Here is a 15,968-nt window from a genome sequence, read left to right on the forward strand (position 1 = left end):
CGGGGCTTGATCGCTCCATTCGTGGCTTGAGGTGCTACCGTGGATGCCCAAACCCGAGAGCGCGGGCCGTCCGGGGAGAAACCGCGGCAGCCCGAGCACAATCCCGAGCAAGGATCGCGACCCGACGGCGCATCCTCGCCACAGCAGGAAACCGAGCGCAAGCCATCGATGCGCGACCGGCTGCGCGAGCACTGGCTGCTTGCCACAGTCGGCGCCGGTCTGCTCCTGCTCGCGATCATCGGTGGCGTGAGCTATTGGCTCAACGTGCGTCACTATGAATCGACCGATGACGCGTTCGTGGCCGCACGCAGCTTTGCGGTGGCGGCAAAGGTCGGCGGCTATGTCGTCGAGGTCCCCGTCACCGACAACCAGCACGTCAATGCCGGCGATCTCCTCGCGAGGATCGACGAGCGCGACTACAAGATATCAGTCGATCAAGCCAGCGCGCAGGTCGCGGTCGCAGAGGCCAATATCGCCAACGTCGAAGCCCAGATCGACAGCCAGCAGGAGCAGATCAAGGAAGCCAAGGCGCAGCAGGAGCAGGCCGAGGCGCAATTGAAGTTCGCGCGGGAGGAGGCGGAGCGCGCCCAGAACCTCGTCGAAAAGGGCGCGGGCACGGTGCAGCGGCAGCAGCAGACCCGCTCGGATCTCGACGCCCAGCAGGCCAATGCCAGCCGCGCCAGAACGGCAGTGACTGCCGCAGAGCTCGGCGTCAAGACGCTCGAGGCTCAGCTCAAGAGCAGCAAGGCATCGCTCGAGCAGGCGCAGGCTCAGCTCGATCAGGCCAAATTGAATTTGCAACATACCCGCATCGTCGCGGCGCAATCCGGACGCGTCGTCAAGCTGAGCGGCGCGGTCGGCACTTATGTGGCGCCGGCCCAGAGCGTCATGATGTTCGTTCCTGACGAGGTCTGGATCACCGCCAACTACAAGGAAACGCAGCTGACGGACATGCGCCCGGGCCAGCCGGTCGAGATCAGGATCGATGCCTATCCGGGGCGGAAGCTCACCGGCCGCGTGGCTTCGGTTCAGCCGGGCTCGGGCACTGCGTTCAGCCTGCTGCCGGCGGAGAACGCGACCGGCAATTTCGTCAAAGTCGTGCAGCGCGTTCCCGTGAAGATCGTGATCGACAATTGGCCGAATGACGTTCCGATCGGGCCGGGCATGTCGGTCGTGCCCTGGACCAGGGTGCGATGAGCGACGTTGCGGCAGGCGGCGGCGCAGCCTGGTCGCCGGAGCGTTCGGCTGCTGGCGGACATAACCCCTATCTGATCGCCTTCGTCGTCTCGATCGCGACATTCATGGAGGTGCTGGACACCACCATCGCGAACGTGGCCCTGCGCCATATCGCGGGCGGCCTGGCGGTCGGCATCGACGAGAGCACCTATGTCATCACCAGCTATCTGGTCGCCAACGCGATCGTGCTGTCGATCTCGGGCTGGCTCTCGACCGTGATCGGCCGCAAGCGCTTCTACATGATCTGCGTTGGCACCTTCGCGTTCGCGTCCCTGCTGTGCGGGCTTGCCTGGAGCCTGGAGGCGCTGGTTCTGTTCCGGATCATCCAGGGTCTTGGCGGCGGCGGAATGGCGACAAGCGAGCAGGCGATCCTCGCCGACTCCTTTCCGCCGGCCAAGCGTGGCCAGGCGTTCGCGATCTACGGCGTCGCGGTGGTGGTTGCTCCCGTGGTCGGGCCGACGCTCGGCGGCTGGATCACCGATACCTATAGCTGGCACTGGATCTTTCTGATCAACGTGCCGATGGGCTTGCTCTCGCTGTTCCTGGTCGGGACGCTGGTCAAGGAGCCGTCCAGCGCCGAGCAGGAACGCAAGGAGTTCCTCAAGGACGGCCTGCGCGTCGACTACATCGGATTCGTGCTGGTCGCGATCGGGCTCGGTTCGCTCGAATTCGTGCTCGACGAAGGCCAGCGCAAGGACTGGTTCGGGTCCAACATGATCGTCGGCTTCGCGCTGGCCTCGGCGATTTGCCTGATCGCGCTGATCCCCTGGGAGCTGACGCGCAAGGACCCGATCGTCGATCTCCGCCTGCTGGGACGTCGCCAGTTCGGATCGTGTTTCCTGGTGATGCTGTGCACCGGTGCGGTGCTGATCTCATCGACGCAGCTCCTGCCGCAGCTGTTGCAGACCGAGCTGAACTATACTGCGCTGCTTGCAGGGCTCGCACTGTCGCCCGGCGGCATCGTCACGCTGATCTTGATGCCGGTGGTCGGCAATCTCGTCAGTCGCGTCCAACCGAAATATCTGATCGCGATCGGCGGCTGCATCGTTGCATTCTCGATGTGGCACCTGACGGGACTGAACGGCGACATCACCTATGGCTATGCTGCGCTCGCACGCATCTTCCTCTCCGCCGGGCTTCCGTTCCTGTTTCTGCCCGTCACGACGGCCTCATATGACGGCGTGCCGCCGGACAAGACCAACCAGGCCTCGGCGCTGATCAACGTCGCGCGCAATATCGGCGGGTCGATGGGCGTCGCACTCGCCCAGACCGCACTGGCGCAACGCCAGCAATTCCACCAGAGCCGGCTGGTCGAGCATGCCGCGCCGTCGGATATCGGGTATCAGCAGACCATCGACACGATGACGCGATTCTTTCAGGCGCAGGGATCGAACGCATCGGACGCCGCGTCCCAGGCGGTCGCCTGGGTCGGCCAGACCTTGCAGCGGCAGGTCGACCTGCTCGCCTATATCGACGTGTTCTGGATGCTCTCGATCATCGGCCTCGTGATGATCCCGCTGGCGCTGATCATCAAGCCGGTCGATCTGACGGCGCCGCCCAAGGGACATTAAAGCAGACGACATTGTGAACGCGGGAGCGGCCGAACCGCGCTATGAACGGCGTGGCCGAAGGGAAATCGCGCGAGGAGCATATGCCCAGGACGAGTCTTGCCGGTGCAGGTCTGTCGGCCGTCTTCCTCGCGGCGGTCAGCATCACGCGGTCGGGCGCCGAGCCCGTGCTGAAAGGCGCGGAAGCCTTCGGCGACTGGCAACGCGACAAGCCGGGCACGGTGCGCCTGATCACGCCGCAGGACTTGCCCAAGCCCGGGGCAACGGCGTCGAGCAGCAAGTTTCCGCGCGTCATCCCGAGACCTGCATCGGTTGCGCCGCAGGTGCCGGCAGGGTTCAAGGTCGAACTGTTTGCGAGCGGGCTCAGCGGCCCGCGGATGATCCGGACCGCGCCCAATGGCGATATCTTCGTGATGGAAACCGGCTCCGGCCGTATTCGTATCCTGCGCAGCGCCGAAGGGGCCACCAGGCCTGCGACCAACGACGTCTACGCAACCGGATTGAACCAGCCGTTCGGCATCGCGTTCTTCCCGAGCGGCGACGCTCCGCAATGGCTCTATGTCGCCAACACCGACAGTGTCGTGCGCTTTGCCTACCGCAACGGCGATCTCAAGGCGTCGGGAAAGCCCGAGACCATCGTCGCCCGGCTGCCGCACGGCTACGGCCATTCCACGCGTGATATCGTGTTCACGCCGGACGACAAGCGGATGCTGGTGTCGGTCGGCTCCGCCGGCAACGCAGGCGAGGGGCTCGGTCGCCCGCCGAAAGGCATCGATGCCTGGAGCCGCGACCACGCACTCGGCGCTGCCTGGGGCGACGAGACCGACCGCGCTGCCGTGCTCGCCTTCGATCCTGATGGCAAGAACCAAAAGCTGTTTGCTACCGGAATCCGCAATTGCGTCGGACTTGCGATCCAGCCCGGAAGCGGCACGCCGTGGTGCTCGACCAACGAGCGCGACGGCCGCGGCGACAATCTTGTGCCCGACTATGTGACACGGGTCCGCGAAGGCGCGTTCTACGGCTGGCCCTGGTACTACATCGGCGGCAACGAAGACCCCGCGCATGCCGGGGCGCGGCCCGACCTGAAGGACAAGGTGACGGTCCCCGACGTGCTGTTGCAGGCCCACTCGGCGTCCCTCGGCCTGACCTTCTACACCGGCAGCAGCTTTCCGCCGGAGTATCGCGGCGATGCGTTTGCCGCCGAACACGGCTCGTGGAATCGGTCGAAGCGCACCGGCTACAAGGTCATTCGCATCAGGCTGAAGGACGGCGTGCCGACCGGCGAGTACGAGGATTTCGTCACCGGCTTCGTCATCGGCGACAATGAGGTCTGGGGCCGTCCGGTCGGTGTGACGGTCGCGCGCGACGGCGCACTGCTGGTCTCCGAGGACGGCAACGGCACGATCTGGCGCGTCAGCCGCGACTAAAGCGCGATGAGATTAGGTTGAATCGTCATCGCGCCTTAGCTCTTTGTTTGAGCATGATCTTTTCGGAAAACCGCTTCGCACTTTTCCGGATCATGCTTTAGCGCTGTAAGCGGCGCGCGCTAGCCGAGCCCATCCTTGAGGCCATACTCCTCGTAGATGGTCAGGGGATCGGTGTCGGGAAACAACCTGCACTTGGCCTGCGCAAGATGCAGCGTGACGGCGCCGGCCTCACATCTGGCGGTCAGGATTTTTCGGACATCCTCCATATGCGCGCGCGGCTGATGCTTTGTCGGCAGCTGTTCGAGCGCCACCAGCGCTGTGGCCAGGGCCTCCGTGACCACCCATTCGTCGTGTCCGGTAATTCCCTTTCGCGGCATCGCCACACCCTCCGTAGCACCGGCTGCGACATTGTAGCGCGAGATGGGTGGGGGCTGTCATCAGCCAACATGGGCAGGGCAGCGGGGAACCGGTTCGCGTGGCCCTGCCACGATGCGCCGCAGGGAACCGGCGTGGCAGCGCGCGGAAGCAATGATTAGAAACACGAGGCTCGCTACCTCGTCCCCGGTCAGTCCACCCAAATGTTCGCTCCCTATCTCTCGGCCTGGAGTCTTGTCCCCGACGGCGACCCGATCGTGACGCACGCCGCACGGTTGCTGCCGGTGCGCCGGCATGGGGAGCCGGCCATGCTCAAGCTCTCGCACGAGCCGGACGAGCGCCTCGGTGCCGTCGTGATGGAGTGGTGGGACGGCGAAGGTGCGGCGCGGGTTCTTGCCCGTGACGTCGACGCCCTTCTGCTCGAGAGGGCGACGGGATCGGCTTCGCTCAGCGAAATGGCGCGAACCGGCGGGGACGACGAGGCCTGCAGGATACTCTGTGCGACGGCTGATCGGCTTCACGCCGAGAGAGCGAAGCCGCGGCCGGATCTGACGCCGCTTGCGCACTGGTTTCGTGAGTTGTGGCCCGCGGCGAGGGCGCATGGCGGTATTCTGAACCGATCCGCCGAAGTTGCCGAAGCTCTGCTGGGCGATCAGCGTGAGATCGTGGTCCTGCATGGCGACCTGCAGCATGACAACGTGCTCGACTTCGGCGCGCGCGGCTGGCTTGCGATCGATCCGAAGCATCTTGTCGGCGAGCGCAGCTTCGACTTCGCCAACATCTTCACCAATCCGGATCTTGCGGATCCGACACAGCCGGTCGCGATCGAACCCGGACGCTTTGCACGGCGGCTCGATATCGTCGTTGAAGCGGCGCGGCTGGATCGCCGGCGCCTGCTGTCATGGATCGTAGCCTGGACCGGCTTGTCGGCCGCATGGTTTCTGGGGGATGGCGATCCGCTCGCCGAAATCGACCTTACGATTGCACAGCTCGCCGCCGCCGAACTCGACCGGATGGCGTAGGGCGCGCAGCGACTACGCCGCCGCGGCGCTGGCTCCACTCAGCGACACTCTCAAAATCCGCCACTTCGAGATATCGAAGAAGTATGCGGCCTTGATGCGCGCGGAAGCGGGGTCCGGTGCCTGAATCGCCGTGTGGAATTGCCGCGTCCCATCGCTCAGCGAAATCCGGAATGTCTGCATTGGTCGAACCTCCACGCGCGGATGCTGCGGCACGGGGGGTTAACATCCGGTTGCTGTTGATGGCGCGCGCGACACGCTCGCTTCTCTCACTCAGGTGAAGCCGGCGTCAGCCGCACCATCGTGTCCTCCGCGCCAACGACGCGTCCATCTTGCGCGCGCAATTCGAGCCGTCGCACCGGCAGCCCGTTCTTGCGGTCGACCAGCAGCACATGCGCCTCATCGGGCTCAAAGAAGAAATCCTCACCCCATTGGCGGAGCGCAACGAGGAGCGGAAAGAGGCCGCGTCCCTTTTCGGTCAACACATATTCCTGGTAGGGACTGCCGTCGCTTGCGGGCACCGTCTCCATGATGCCATGCGCCAGAAGATTGCGGAGCCGGGCCGAGAGGATGTTCTTGGCAAGCCCGAGGCTTTTCTGAAACTCGCCGAAGCGGCGCAGCCCGTCGAACGCATCGCGGACGATCAGCAGCGACCACCAGTCGCCGATCGCATCCAGCGGCCGGGCAACGCCGCACATCGAGTCCCTGTGGCTCACTCGCTTGGCCATCGTGATCCTCAACACTCATTCCCTGGGGGTGATCGGCGCTCAGTGCCGCGGCCGGAAAACCACCCGATCGTGGGTTCGATATATTGGTTGCAAAGTAAAACCTCAAGCGATACACGACGGTTTCAAATTAAAACCTCCTGAGGTCCGCCATGATCCAAGCCGACGCCGCGTTCGACGGCACCTTTCCTTTCGCACCGCATTTCAGCGCGGCGCCGGGCTTTCAGATGCATTACGTCGACGAAGGTCCGCGGGACGGCGAGGTGCTGCTTTGCCTGCACGGCGAACCAAGCTGGGGCTATCTGTTCCGCCACCTCGTGCCGGGCCTCAGTGCGACGCACCGGGTGGTCGTTCCGGATCACATGGGTTTTGGCAAGAGCGCGACGCCGGCGCATCGCAGCTACTGGCTGCAGGACCATGTCGACAATCTCGAAGCGCTGGTGCGCGCGCTTGATCTCACCAACATCACGCTCGTCATGCATGATTTCGGCGGCCCGGTCGGCATGGGGCCAGCGACCCGGCATCCGGGCCGGATCCGCCGCATCGTCTCCGCCAATGGGCCAACGCCGTTCGGGCAGGGCGATCTGTTCGATCGCGTTGCCGCCAACGCGCAGGTCTCGCCGTGGTTTCAGTGGATCGCAAAGGCCGAGGCGAGCGGCGACCTCGAACCGGTTCTCGGACAGCTCGGCTTCAACATTTTGAGCACGCTGAAACTCAACGGATTCGAGAACAACGCCGTCATCACGGACGCCTGGCTCGCCGCCTACGGCGCGCACTTCGCCCGTCCGGCGGACTGCCTCGGTGCGATCGGCTGGGCCAAGGGCCTTGCGACCGGCGCGCATCAATTCCAGGCGCCCGATCCCGCCGCCGACCGTTTGATCCGCAGCAAGCCTGCGCTCGCGATCTGGGGCGAGGCGGATCGCACGCTGCGCGCAGAGCATTTCCTGCCGCTGTTCTCCGCAATCTTCCCGGCGGCACCGGTCAGGCGCCTTGCCGGTGTCGGGCATTACTGTTTCGAGGATGCGCCTGAGGAAATTGCCGCCCTGATTGCGGAGTTCATCCGGCAAACGTGACTGCGCGCCTGATCGCGTGCCGCGGGCAGGGCAGCAAGGACCATGCAACGCTCCTGTATTGTGGGCCGTGCCAGTCGTCGGGCCGGCCCTCGCAAGTCACATCGTGCATTCGGCCGAGATCGCCGCCTCAAGTGCCGGCACCCAGGCCTTGTAGGCGGCCGCAGTGAAGTGAATGCCGTCGGCCATCTTCGCGCCGGGCGGCAGATGCGGGTCGATAAACCGAACATCACGCGCAGCTGCGGCGGCTTCGATCGCCCGGTTGGTCGGTTCGTCAGCTGCGACGGCGATGGCCACCAATGGCCGCGTCGACAGCGACTTGACGGTCTCGATGAGGTCGGTGAAGTCGCGTTGCGCCGTTGGCGATCCGGCGTCGTTGGCGCCGACCGCGAGGACGAGCAAGAACGCGCCCTGGTCCTGCAGCACGCGCCCGGCGAGCTGCTTTGCCTCCGCGATGGTCTGACCGCCAACGCCGGCATTGATGACCGGACGTCCGCAGAGCTGCCGGGGCAGCGGAGCCATTTCGGTGATGCTGTCGCCAAGCACGACGATCGGCGCCGGCGCGTCGGCGAGCGCAGCGCGTATCATGAATTCGCGCACCGCGGCATGATCGTGAAAGGCGTGCTGAGACACTTCGCCGAAACGGTTGCGCATCCTCTGCAGCTCCGCAAAGGAAGCGACAAAACCAATCAGAAAAGTAACGGCCAAAACCCAAGGTAGTGCGCGACGCATTGCTCCTCAGAGCTATCATCGCGGCTCCAGCCCGAGCAATATTCGGAAACAACCCCACAACGCCGGAGCGATCACTTTCTGCGGATCACGTCCTGCGGGAGGTGGCCGGATACGGTGGCGCGCAACCCGTTACCTTCGTTGCGGCCATCGGGTGGTTGGCTATCGCTGCCGCTTTGGTCTCAGCTCCGAGCCCGGCAGGACCTCGCCCAATCGAAGGCAACCCTACTGAAACAGTTGAAATTTCTGAAAATTTGGTCTGAGAAAGCTACGGTCCCGACCACGGCTGTCCGTGGAGGGGGGCCAACGAAACAAGGCGGGGCGTGAGGCCAAGTGCAAATCCGCCAGCGTCGTCAAGCGCGAGAACATCGTTGAATGTCGCCGTCGCTATCGGGACCGCCAAATCGCCGCGCAAGCGAGCGCGCTCATCGGGTAAGAAGGGACCTTCGGTTGGATGCGGAAGACGCAACCCGATCTCAGTGCACGCCATGCATCATGCGAACCAGCTTTCCGCCACGGAAAGGTGGACCTTATTCCTTGGCAACAAAATCCTTCAGGCGGAGACGGCTTCGGTGATCGGCATCCGTTTCCTCTCCCGAGGGATTGATGCCGCGGAAATATGACTTTTGCCATCGCTGCCGCGTTGCTTCCGATCCTGGATGCTGAAGGTCGGTGTTGAACGCGCTGCGGCGTTCCGACCACAGTTTGAACTCTCGCTCGATATCAGGCGCCTTTGACAATAACGATATCTCCGGCTCTATGCGTTCGAGGCTTCCGCGTTCGATCGGAAAGAGATGGCAATACGGCTCGCCCTGCTCGAACCTTACCTTCGTATTCGAGCGCGTGAATCGCCAGTTCATCGTGAAGGTGTACGGTGACCAATCCGTCTCGATAATTCCACTTAGAGGTGCAATAGCGTCTTTCGGCCGGTTTATCGGTCCGGTAACAAAGAGGTCGAAACGGGGATCGGTGCGGAACAGGCACGGGACGTGGAAGGTCAGGACGCCATGCCCGAAATGGCTCGCAGCTGGCGCTTCCGTGCCAAGATCGGGCTTGATCCGGATGGTTTCCTTGTGATTGAGCCCGTCCCACCGTGCTGAAAAGCCCGACGGGCAGAGCAGTTCCCAGCCGTGGACGTTTGCAATGTTGAGAGGCAAACAGCGATAGGCGAACCGCTGGTCGGTGGCATCCATCCAATCGCGTTCGAGCGGCGCAGGACGGATGCGAACGGCGTGACCGTCCATTGTGTAAGCGACGAGTTTTGGCATCACCCAGGCTGTCTTTTCCTAAGGCATTAGCGCGAGAACCAGCCGGTGCCGCTGACTAGCGGGCCGGTGAATTTGTAGTTCAAGCCTACGCGAACCAAGTCCTCCGTCAATTTCGCCGAGTGGGTCCATGCGTATGGGCTTAGCGCGCCAACGTCTTGTGGCGCCGGGGCCGTCCGATCACCGAGATCAACGTGGAGATATTCGAGCTTTGCGGTCCACGGGCCGCTCAGAACGGTCTCCCAGCCGAGCCCTGCCGTCCATCCTGGCTTCACGCGCGAGTCGGAACCGGCAAACCGAAAGCCCGAGAACCCCGGGAAATCCGTTGCGGTCGAAAAGGCAAAGTCCGCATAGGCCAAACCCGCCGTCACGTAGACGAGGTTCGATGAGTTAGCCAGGAACCCCAATCGCCCGCGGACAGTGCCGACAAAATTCGATCGAAAGCTGTTCTCCCAGGTCGCGGCGACTCCGGGCGCCAGAGGGAAGGGTCCTCGCAGATCGGATGATCCCAGATCCGTGTAGTTGATATCTGTCTCGAGCCCAACGACCGTCTTGTCGTATTGCACGTTGCAGGAAACGCCGCCGCCGGCCGCTAGTCCGCCTGTGCGTCGGGCGCCGATCGAACCTGCCTGCTGGGCGGCAATTTCGGGGAGGACTCCGTTGGCTTGCGCAAAATCTACGATGGCGCCGTTGGGAGTAGAAGCGAACTCGGCGTTGGCCGAGCCATAGCCGGCGTTCACACCGACACTGCAGCCTGTCCAGCTATAGGGTATGACCGGCGGAGCCTTCAGCGGCATATATGCGGCAAAGGCGGAACTCACCTCGTCGAATCGCACCCGCAAATGCGCCTTCGCCTCCCAGACATCGATTCCGGGATTGAAGAATGACAGATAGCCGCCCGACAACCACACTTCGGTCTGTGACCCGACTTGAGCCCGGACGCCGCCGCGTAGTTGTCCATGCCAGCGCGTCAATCCAATGTCCGTCCCATCGATGGTGGTGATGGTGTCGACAAGCTGCTGAGTGTCGTAGCGCAAGGTGGCCTGGACGAACGGCTGCAACACATATCGCTGGTCAAAGACAAAATTCCGATTGAGCTCGACCGAGCCTTCGACGTGACCCCAGCTATAGCCTTGGCCCGGAATCGGAAAACCCTGGCCGCTTGTGACACCCGCGACGTCGTCGTGAGCATGAAAAACCGTGAACCGGGGCAGGACACGCATCCAGGGCGTATCGATGATCTGGGTGAGGCTCGAAGACAGGAAGACGCGGTTGACGGGCATGTTGGCGCCATGCCCGAAAACGTCGAAGGCGCGATCAAGCCGCACGTAGCCGAGCCAGGCATCGAACATCGTCGTGGGCGTGACGAGCCAGCCCACATAGGGTCCTCCTCCGATTCCCGATTGGTAGAGCGAAGCATTAAGCCCTTCGTAGGAGACCTTGGTGCTTTCCGGGTTGAAAGCAAATCCCACGATGAGATCCGGCCGGAATCGATAGTCGAGCCCGTATGTCAGCTCCGACAGCGTGCCTTGCGATGTGAGCCCGACGAGCCGGTCGGTGAAGTTGACCTGGCGCGGCGTCATCCACGCATGCCAGCCGTTGCCCATTGATGCCTGGACAGGGCTGGTGGCGAAGCTTGCCTGCTGATTGAACCCCGCGAGGATAGCATCCGAGATGAAGTAATTGCGCGCAAGGTCGCTCCCTAACGCGCGCGCGAGATTTGCGTGCGGCACCGGCATGGGCGGTGGCGGCGGAGGTGGCGGCCCCGGCGGAGGAGGCGGTGGCGGCCCTGGAGGTGGAGGAGGCGGCGGCGACGGAGGCACCGGCGTGGGCGGCGGCGGTGGTGGAGGTGACGGCGGCGGCCCGGGGGGAGGCGGCGGCGGTGGTGGCGATATCGAACATAACTGATTGGTGAATGCGTTCACCTCGTTTGAAACGGATTTTTCCCCGAGCACCGGTCCCAGGACGCTACCATAGGCCCTGAACTTCTCATGATCATCGAACGACGGCGGAAATACCTCGGTGGCCGTGTCCGTTCGCAGGTCGAGGAAGGTTGGGCCGCCCGTGATCGACCCGGTCTTGCTGAAGCGCCACATGAAGGCAGTTTGTGGATCGCCCTGCACGCTGCTCGCGTTGATGCAATAGTCATTGGTCGCGGCGCGATAGCCATCAAAACCAAGATGGATCCGATCCGCCGCGACGGCGGCTTGCCCATATACAAGTGTCGCGGCTGTTCCGAAGAAAAGAGGACGAAGCCGCATCGGCCATTGCCGGTCGATGGGAGCAGAAGGCGCACGCAGGCGCTCGGCTCCAACGTTGCCTCCGGCTGGTTTGGCCGATGCAATTAAGATCGACCTGATGCGCGACTCGTCCATTCGCACTCTCCGTAACGAATCTCGTCGCGATCAAGCATGGGATCATCGGCGCCGAAATTGCGGCAGGAGAGATTGCTACCGGAAATAGTTTCCAATTGTTGTCGGCTGGCAACTGTTCATTACAATTGTTCACTATGCCGCTGCGCGCTGAGCGCAACTTTTCCAGCGCGGAGTTGCAATCAGCATTGGTTGCACGCGCAAGCTTTGGCACAAGCTGCATATCTCATGTCAAGGAAGCGTCGTCGCGACATTCCCTTGGCCAGGCTCCCTTGCCCAAGGCGTCGTCGCGGCACCCAGACAGGATATGCTTACTTCGTAATTGAATGCTTCGTCGGTGTGACGGTGGATGTTGGTGCGACATTCGAGATTGCGAAGGTCAACCAGACGTTCCACCCCTCTGGTCGGGTCTCGGCAGCGAACTCCCTGTAACCCTTGAAATTCAGATAGCCCTGCTTGTGTCCGATCGGAAAGAGATAGCCGACTTGCGGACCGATGCCGAAAACCCGCGACCTAAATCGACCAAGAAACGGCGCCGCACCGAAGTCGTCAGTGATCTGTTGATAGGCATATCCGACCATGCCGACAAAAAGCTGTTTCGATAAAAAGTGGGAAGCGCCCCAGTCAAAATGGAAATCGATCCCATTTTGAGGGCCTGTGTGGCCCGGATGAGCGAAGTGGTGACGAACGACATGCTTGGGCCGCTTGGGCAGTTTTTCTCGCAGCTGCTTGGTGGGCTCGGCGGGATTTCGGAAGTCGGGATCGTCGATGTTAGCGTTCTTGGCCATGATGGTTTCGATACGACCACGCACGCGGTTGGCGGTCTCACGTTTGGTCAGCCAGATCGGTTCGAGCAGTTGGTGGATGTGGCTCGGCTTGATCTCCGCGATGGTTAGGTTTCCGATCGTCGGATAGGCATACCGCTTAAGCGAGGAGGGCCACTGGTCGCGGTGTCTTTCGCAACAGGTTCGACCACTGCGCGCGAATATAGACCTCAGCACACTCCTCAAAGGTCGGCGCCGCGTTCTACGCTTCGACCGCCTTCACCTCCTGGCGAACCTCACGGCGCTCCTGCACGATGTCTATGCCGGCCGTGTTGCGGTCTTCCTTCACGCGTAGACGAACTGCGTCACGTGCAAGCCGAGCGTTCTTGAGGGATACTTCCCTGAAGGACCCGAGGCCGTGCCGTCGCTCCTTGCCGTCCTTCCACTAACGATAGGGCCAGCTCTTCGCCGCGGGGCCGGTAACTATCAGGTAGAGCCCGTCGCCGTCGGTATATTTGCCGGGCTTTGTTTCGCGTTCGATGTCGAGCGGTTTCAGCTTTCCAGCCACATGTCCCTCCGATCAAAACCATCCTCCGAACCTACGGTCCCAAGCTACGGTTTGCGCTTTGATTGTGAGGAACGACGGCGAATTAAGGAATACAGCTTGCCGGCGAAGGCGCTGATTTTGCTGGAGATTCCGAACGGTGGAGAACACCGGAGAACACTGTACTGGCGGAAGGGGTGGGATTCGAACCCACGGTACCCTTGCGGGCACGCCGGTTTTCAAGACCGGTGCCTTAAACCACTCGGCCACCCTTCCAAGCCTTGTAATCGTTGAGGTTTCTAGCTGGCGGGTGAGAACAAAGCTAGGACTTTGCTACCGTCTTGCTACCCAACGTCGTCGGCGCGCTTGTTTATGGCCGCGCGCAGTACCCCGTCAACCGCCGGGGCAGCTTCACCCTGCATATTCGGCATCAGGTGGCTGAGATCCATCGTGATCGCGATGGACGAATGTCCGAGCCGTTTCTGCACCACCTTGGGGTGAATGTTGGATGCCAGCATGTGGCTGGCGTGTCTGTGCCGTAGGCTGTGCAGGGCGACGTCCCCCCAGGAAGTCGGGCACGACGTGCGTCAGGCTTTGCGGCTGGAGCCGGCTGTCGTCCGCTTGGGTGACGACGTGAAGCTCGGCGGTCCATGGAACTCCAAGGCGAAGCAATTCCTCAGCATGGGCCGCGCGCCAAGGGCGCAGCTCTTCGACCGCCATGGCGGGGAGGGCGACTGTCCGAGCCTTGCGGCTTCCTAGCTTCTTTCTCGTGGATCTCGCCAGCATCGATCTGCTCTGTGCTGGAAGGCATCAGCAAGCCGGAGCTTGGCCGGGTACCCTTTCGAGGGAGTCGCCAACTGACGGCGGCCTGTTAGGGAATGGATTTCCGCCCCGCAGAGCCTATTGGCGCGGGGCCGGCCAGGGGCGGAGGGCTCATGGACGGAAAGGGGATTTGATCCGCTCCATTGATTGATTTCTCTAGTCGTTTCTCGAAGCGAATCTCATCGTTCGATGATGGGCATATCTTCTCCCAGCCTACACCATAGGCTGTGCCTAGAAATTCGATCTGATCTGTCTCGAAAGTCTGAATAATTCGCTGTCTGCTGCAGGCTGGGACGATTGCGCTTTTTGTGCTGTTGCCGTCGGGCCGCTTTAGCGAATATTGCATCGTTACCGGTGCGCCACAGCGATTGACGACAGTCCAGGTCTGCAAAGAGCCGTCCTTCGTTTTGATGGGGCCCGTGAAACAGTTTTGGGCATTGGCATTCGCGGCAAGTACGCAAGGCATGAGCGAAACTGCGACCGCCCAGACAAGTTTCATGTGCTCTGGTTGCCCATGGACCGCATCGCGTTATCTGTCATTTGCTTCTGATAGGCTGCGCGCGCGCTGAAACGGGCGGCAATGATCAGCGCGATCGGAATGCCCACAAGTACGAGACAAGTCACGGTGCCGATGGTTGCCATCGTAGTCTTGCTCCCGGTGATCTTCTTCCGAGAGTCTGAATCAACCGCAGGCTGCTATCAAGGGCAAAGTTTCCCGTCAGTCGTTGTCTTTGGGACTGTGATCGCATCAGCTTGAACAGCTCGAGGACATCGGCAAGCCGGAGCTTCGTGCCTTTAGGCATATATTGCAGGAGGAGATGCCCGGGTATTGGCCGCTAACTCGTCACGCTTGATCGGTCGCGCCCGGCGTGGAACGCCCGCATATCGGCGGCAAATTGCCGAGCGCTTTCGGACGGGGTCTCGAGAGGCCTTCGTTTGAGCATGGCTGGGAGATAAGCGTTCCGCGCTTTGCGAAATGGCGACGATGGCCGTAGAAACACGGGAATTTCGGGTGGGGAGAATAGGCTAAAATGCAGCTTTGGTGAGATCGCCAATCGATATGCGATGAGCGCCTCGAGGAGTCTTTACGTGCAAGTCATACGGAATGGATTTTTATCGCTGCTGGCCTTGGGAGCGTTGACCCTGGAGGGTCACGCGCAAACTGTGGTCGCAGCATTGGAGTGCGATTTTCCGCCAGCTTCAACGGGTGATTGGAACATGGCCGCATCGACCCTCCAGTACTATATCGATACAGCAGGAGGTTGGAGAGTGAACGAAGATTCCTTCTCCTTCGATGGTCCGACAAAAATTGCTATCGGTGGAAAGGATAGCACAGCTTCGCTTTCGATCATTATTTCCCGACAGTCAGGCAAAGCTACCAAAACGCTGAGGTCGGAAGGGAAATCCCTTACAGTCAGCGGGGAATGCAAAAAGATGGAATCGTCCGGACGTAAATTTTAGGCGCACCCGTCGGCTCAAATGCTCGGGCTGGCGAGCGAAAAAGCCCCTAGCCCAAGACGCCCTTGGCGAAATCAATCACCTCGCCCCAGTCCATCTGGGCATCGACCCAGCCTACCTTGCCGCAGGCGGCGCATTCAGGTGTGCCGAGATGTCGTGCCAGTCCAGTCGGGGAGGTCGAGCTTCAGTAGACCGTTGTGGTGCTGACAGCCGACACAGAAGACCAGCACCATTTTGAAACCGGCGCTTCGATCGACGGGACCGATCCAGTAGCGGAAAAGGTGAGTGGGCTTGCGGCCAGGGCATAGTCTAGCGCTTCCGCAGACGCCTATAAGATCGCCGTCACCGCTGCCGGCGAGCAGCAGGCCTGGGCCGCGGCCTGGATCTGAATTGGCGAAATCGGCCCGCCGGGCGCGAACCGGCGGAGGCGGGCTCGGTATTGGCATCAAGTGTCCGTGAAATGTGAGGCCGTTCACACTCGATCATCGCGAGTTGGCCTAACGCACGGGCGGGTGGCAGCTCGGTGTCGGAGAATCGTGATGCCGTTTTTCAGCAGCCAAAGCTTGTCGTCAGCAGTCGCGGCTTCAGTGCCCA

Annotated in this window: 15 protein-coding genes, 1 tRNA gene and 2 pseudogenes; 6 read left to right on the forward strand and 12 right to left on the reverse strand. The window is 62.0% G+C overall.

Annotation, left to right across the window (positions count from 1 at the left end; all coding sequences use genetic code 11):
- Window positions 1–39 precede the first annotated feature (39 nt).
- From ACVWY5_RS16910 to ACVWY5_RS16920, 3 genes are all read left to right on the forward strand, one after another.
- Window positions 40–1,197, forward strand: a complete 1,158-nt coding sequence (locus ACVWY5_RS16910; protein WP_028332014.1) for an HlyD family secretion protein — start codon at window positions 40–42, stop codon at window positions 1,195–1,197.
- The gene (locus ACVWY5_RS16915) at window positions 1,194–2,807 is read left to right on the forward strand and encodes a DHA2 family efflux MFS transporter permease subunit (protein ID WP_028332013.1); all 1,614 of its coding nucleotides are present in this window, start codon (window positions 1,194–1,196) and stop codon (window positions 2,805–2,807) included. Before ACVWY5_RS16910 ends, ACVWY5_RS16915 begins: the two co-directional genes overlap by 4 nt.
- 80 nt (window positions 2,808–2,887) lie before the next feature.
- The gene (locus ACVWY5_RS16920) at window positions 2,888–4,231 is read left to right on the forward strand and encodes a PQQ-dependent sugar dehydrogenase (RefSeq protein WP_028332012.1); all 1,344 of its coding nucleotides are present in this window, start codon (window positions 2,888–2,890) and stop codon (window positions 4,229–4,231) included.
- 119 nt (window positions 4,232–4,350) lie between these two features.
- Here ACVWY5_RS16920 and ACVWY5_RS16925 read toward each other — a convergent pair whose 3' ends face one another.
- The gene (locus ACVWY5_RS16925) at window positions 4,351–4,608 is read right to left on the reverse strand and encodes a hypothetical protein (protein WP_028332011.1); all 258 of its coding nucleotides are present in this window, start codon (window positions 4,606–4,608) and stop codon (window positions 4,351–4,353) included.
- Between the two features lie 201 nt (window positions 4,609–4,809).
- Between ACVWY5_RS16925 and ACVWY5_RS16930 the strand changes: the two genes are divergently transcribed.
- Window positions 4,810–5,628: an aminoglycoside phosphotransferase family protein gene (locus ACVWY5_RS16930; RefSeq protein WP_028332010.1), complete on the forward strand. Its 819-nt coding sequence runs from the start codon at window positions 4,810–4,812 to the stop codon at window positions 5,626–5,628.
- 12 nt (window positions 5,629–5,640) lie between these two features.
- Here the strand turns inward: ACVWY5_RS16930 and ACVWY5_RS16935 are convergent, their stop codons facing one another.
- Entirely contained in the window at window positions 5,641–5,808 is a 168-nt protein-coding gene (locus ACVWY5_RS16935; RefSeq protein WP_321177267.1) for a hypothetical protein, read from the reverse strand.
- 86 nt (window positions 5,809–5,894) lie between these two features.
- Window positions 5,895–6,353 carry a winged helix-turn-helix transcriptional regulator gene (locus ACVWY5_RS16940; RefSeq protein WP_028332009.1) on the reverse strand — a complete coding sequence of 153 codons (459 nt, stop codon included), beginning with the start codon at window positions 6,351–6,353 and terminating at the stop codon, window positions 5,895–5,897.
- Between the two features lie 149 nt (window positions 6,354–6,502).
- Here ACVWY5_RS16940 and ACVWY5_RS16945 point away from each other — a divergent pair, with 149 nt between their 5' ends.
- Window positions 6,503–7,423 (forward strand): alpha/beta fold hydrolase, encoded by a 921-nt coding sequence (locus tag ACVWY5_RS16945; RefSeq protein ID WP_028332008.1) that lies wholly within the window; start codon window positions 6,503–6,505, stop codon window positions 7,421–7,423.
- 96 nt (window positions 7,424–7,519) lie between these two features.
- Here the strand turns inward: ACVWY5_RS16945 and ACVWY5_RS16950 are convergent, their stop codons facing one another.
- The 9 genes and pseudogenes from ACVWY5_RS16950 to ACVWY5_RS16990 all read right to left on the reverse strand — a co-directional run bounded on the left by ACVWY5_RS16950 (window position 7,520) and on the right by ACVWY5_RS16990 (window position 14,558).
- Window positions 7,520–8,074 carry an SGNH/GDSL hydrolase family protein gene (locus tag ACVWY5_RS16950; RefSeq protein ID WP_028332007.1) on the reverse strand — a complete coding sequence of 185 codons (555 nt, stop codon included), beginning with the start codon at window positions 8,072–8,074 and terminating at the stop codon, window positions 7,520–7,522.
- Between the two features lie 605 nt (window positions 8,075–8,679).
- The gene (locus tag ACVWY5_RS16955; protein WP_028332006.1) at window positions 8,680–9,417 is read right to left on the reverse strand and encodes a DUF6065 family protein; all 738 of its coding nucleotides are present in this window, start codon (window positions 9,415–9,417) and stop codon (window positions 8,680–8,682) included.
- A gap of 26 nt (window positions 9,418–9,443) precedes the next feature.
- A complete protein-coding gene (locus tag ACVWY5_RS16960; protein WP_321177268.1) occupies window positions 9,444–11,789 on the reverse strand; it encodes an outer membrane beta-barrel protein in 2,346 nt (781 codons plus the stop codon).
- Between the two features lie 308 nt (window positions 11,790–12,097).
- A pseudogene (locus ACVWY5_RS16965) lies at window positions 12,098–12,436 on the reverse strand (SphA family protein); the annotation flags it as partial.
- Between the two features lie 192 nt (window positions 12,437–12,628).
- Window positions 12,629–12,787: pseudogene (locus ACVWY5_RS16970) on the reverse strand (phage integrase central domain-containing protein); the annotation flags it as partial.
- 208 nt (window positions 12,788–12,995) lie between these two features.
- Window positions 12,996–13,118 carry a hypothetical protein gene (locus ACVWY5_RS16975; protein ID WP_321177269.1) on the reverse strand — a complete coding sequence of 41 codons (123 nt, stop codon included), beginning with the start codon at window positions 13,116–13,118 and terminating at the stop codon, window positions 12,996–12,998.
- A 162-nt stretch (window positions 13,119–13,280) separates the two neighbouring features.
- A tRNA-Ser gene (locus ACVWY5_RS16980) sits at window positions 13,281–13,370 on the reverse strand.
- A 68-nt stretch (window positions 13,371–13,438) separates the two neighbouring features.
- Window positions 13,439–13,612 carry a hypothetical protein gene (locus ACVWY5_RS16985; RefSeq protein WP_244978851.1) on the reverse strand — a complete coding sequence of 58 codons (174 nt, stop codon included), beginning with the start codon at window positions 13,610–13,612 and terminating at the stop codon, window positions 13,439–13,441.
- A gap of 799 nt (window positions 13,613–14,411) precedes the next feature.
- On the reverse strand, window positions 14,412–14,558 hold the full coding sequence (locus ACVWY5_RS16990) for a hypothetical protein (RefSeq protein ID WP_157348611.1): 147 nt from the start codon (window positions 14,556–14,558) through the stop codon (window positions 14,412–14,414).
- Window positions 14,559–15,005: 447 nt separating this feature from the next.
- On the opposite strand from ACVWY5_RS16990, the gene ACVWY5_RS16995 reads away from it, so the two are divergent.
- Window positions 15,006–15,377 (forward strand): hypothetical protein, encoded by a 372-nt coding sequence (locus ACVWY5_RS16995; RefSeq protein WP_152977684.1) that lies wholly within the window; start codon window positions 15,006–15,008, stop codon window positions 15,375–15,377.
- Window positions 15,378–15,968: the final 591 nt, after the last annotated feature.

The sequence above is a fragment of the Bradyrhizobium sp. USDA 3256 genome (genome assembly GCF_054058275.1).

Bases quoted from the DNA above. Each gene is read 5' to 3' on its own strand.
- ACVWY5_RS16915 (WP_028332013.1), top strand. From the start codon at position 1,194: ATGAGCGACGTTGCGGCAGGCGGCGGCGCAGCCTGGTCGCCGGAGCGT.
- ACVWY5_RS16940 (WP_028332009.1), bottom strand. From the start codon at position 6,353: ATGGCCAAGCGAGTGAGCCACAGGGACTCGATGTGCGGCGTTGCCCGG.
- ACVWY5_RS16930 (WP_028332010.1), top strand. From the start codon at position 4,810: ATGTTCGCTCCCTATCTCTCGGCCTGGAGTCTTGTCCCCGACGGCGAC.
- ACVWY5_RS16935 (WP_321177267.1), bottom strand. From the start codon at position 5,808: ATGCAGACATTCCGGATTTCGCTGAGCGATGGGACGCGGCAATTCCAC.
- ACVWY5_RS16920 (WP_028332012.1), top strand. From the start codon at position 2,888: ATGCCCAGGACGAGTCTTGCCGGTGCAGGTCTGTCGGCCGTCTTCCTC.
- ACVWY5_RS16955 (WP_028332006.1), bottom strand. From the start codon at position 9,417: ATGCCAAAACTCGTCGCTTACACAATGGACGGTCACGCCGTTCGCATC.
- ACVWY5_RS16990 (WP_157348611.1), bottom strand. From the start codon at position 14,558: ATGGCAACCATCGGCACCGTGACTTGTCTCGTACTTGTGGGCATTCCG.
- ACVWY5_RS16960 (WP_321177268.1), bottom strand. From the start codon at position 11,789: ATGGACGAGTCGCGCATCAGGTCGATCTTAATTGCATCGGCCAAACCA.
- ACVWY5_RS16925 (WP_028332011.1), bottom strand. From the start codon at position 4,608: ATGCCGCGAAAGGGAATTACCGGACACGACGAATGGGTGGTCACGGAG.
- ACVWY5_RS16945 (WP_028332008.1), top strand. From the start codon at position 6,503: ATGATCCAAGCCGACGCCGCGTTCGACGGCACCTTTCCTTTCGCACCG.
- ACVWY5_RS16985 (WP_244978851.1), bottom strand. From the start codon at position 13,612: ATGCTGGCATCCAACATTCACCCCAAGGTGGTGCAGAAACGGCTCGGA.
- ACVWY5_RS16950 (WP_028332007.1), bottom strand. From the start codon at position 8,074: ATGCGCAACCGTTTCGGCGAAGTGTCTCAGCACGCCTTTCACGATCAT.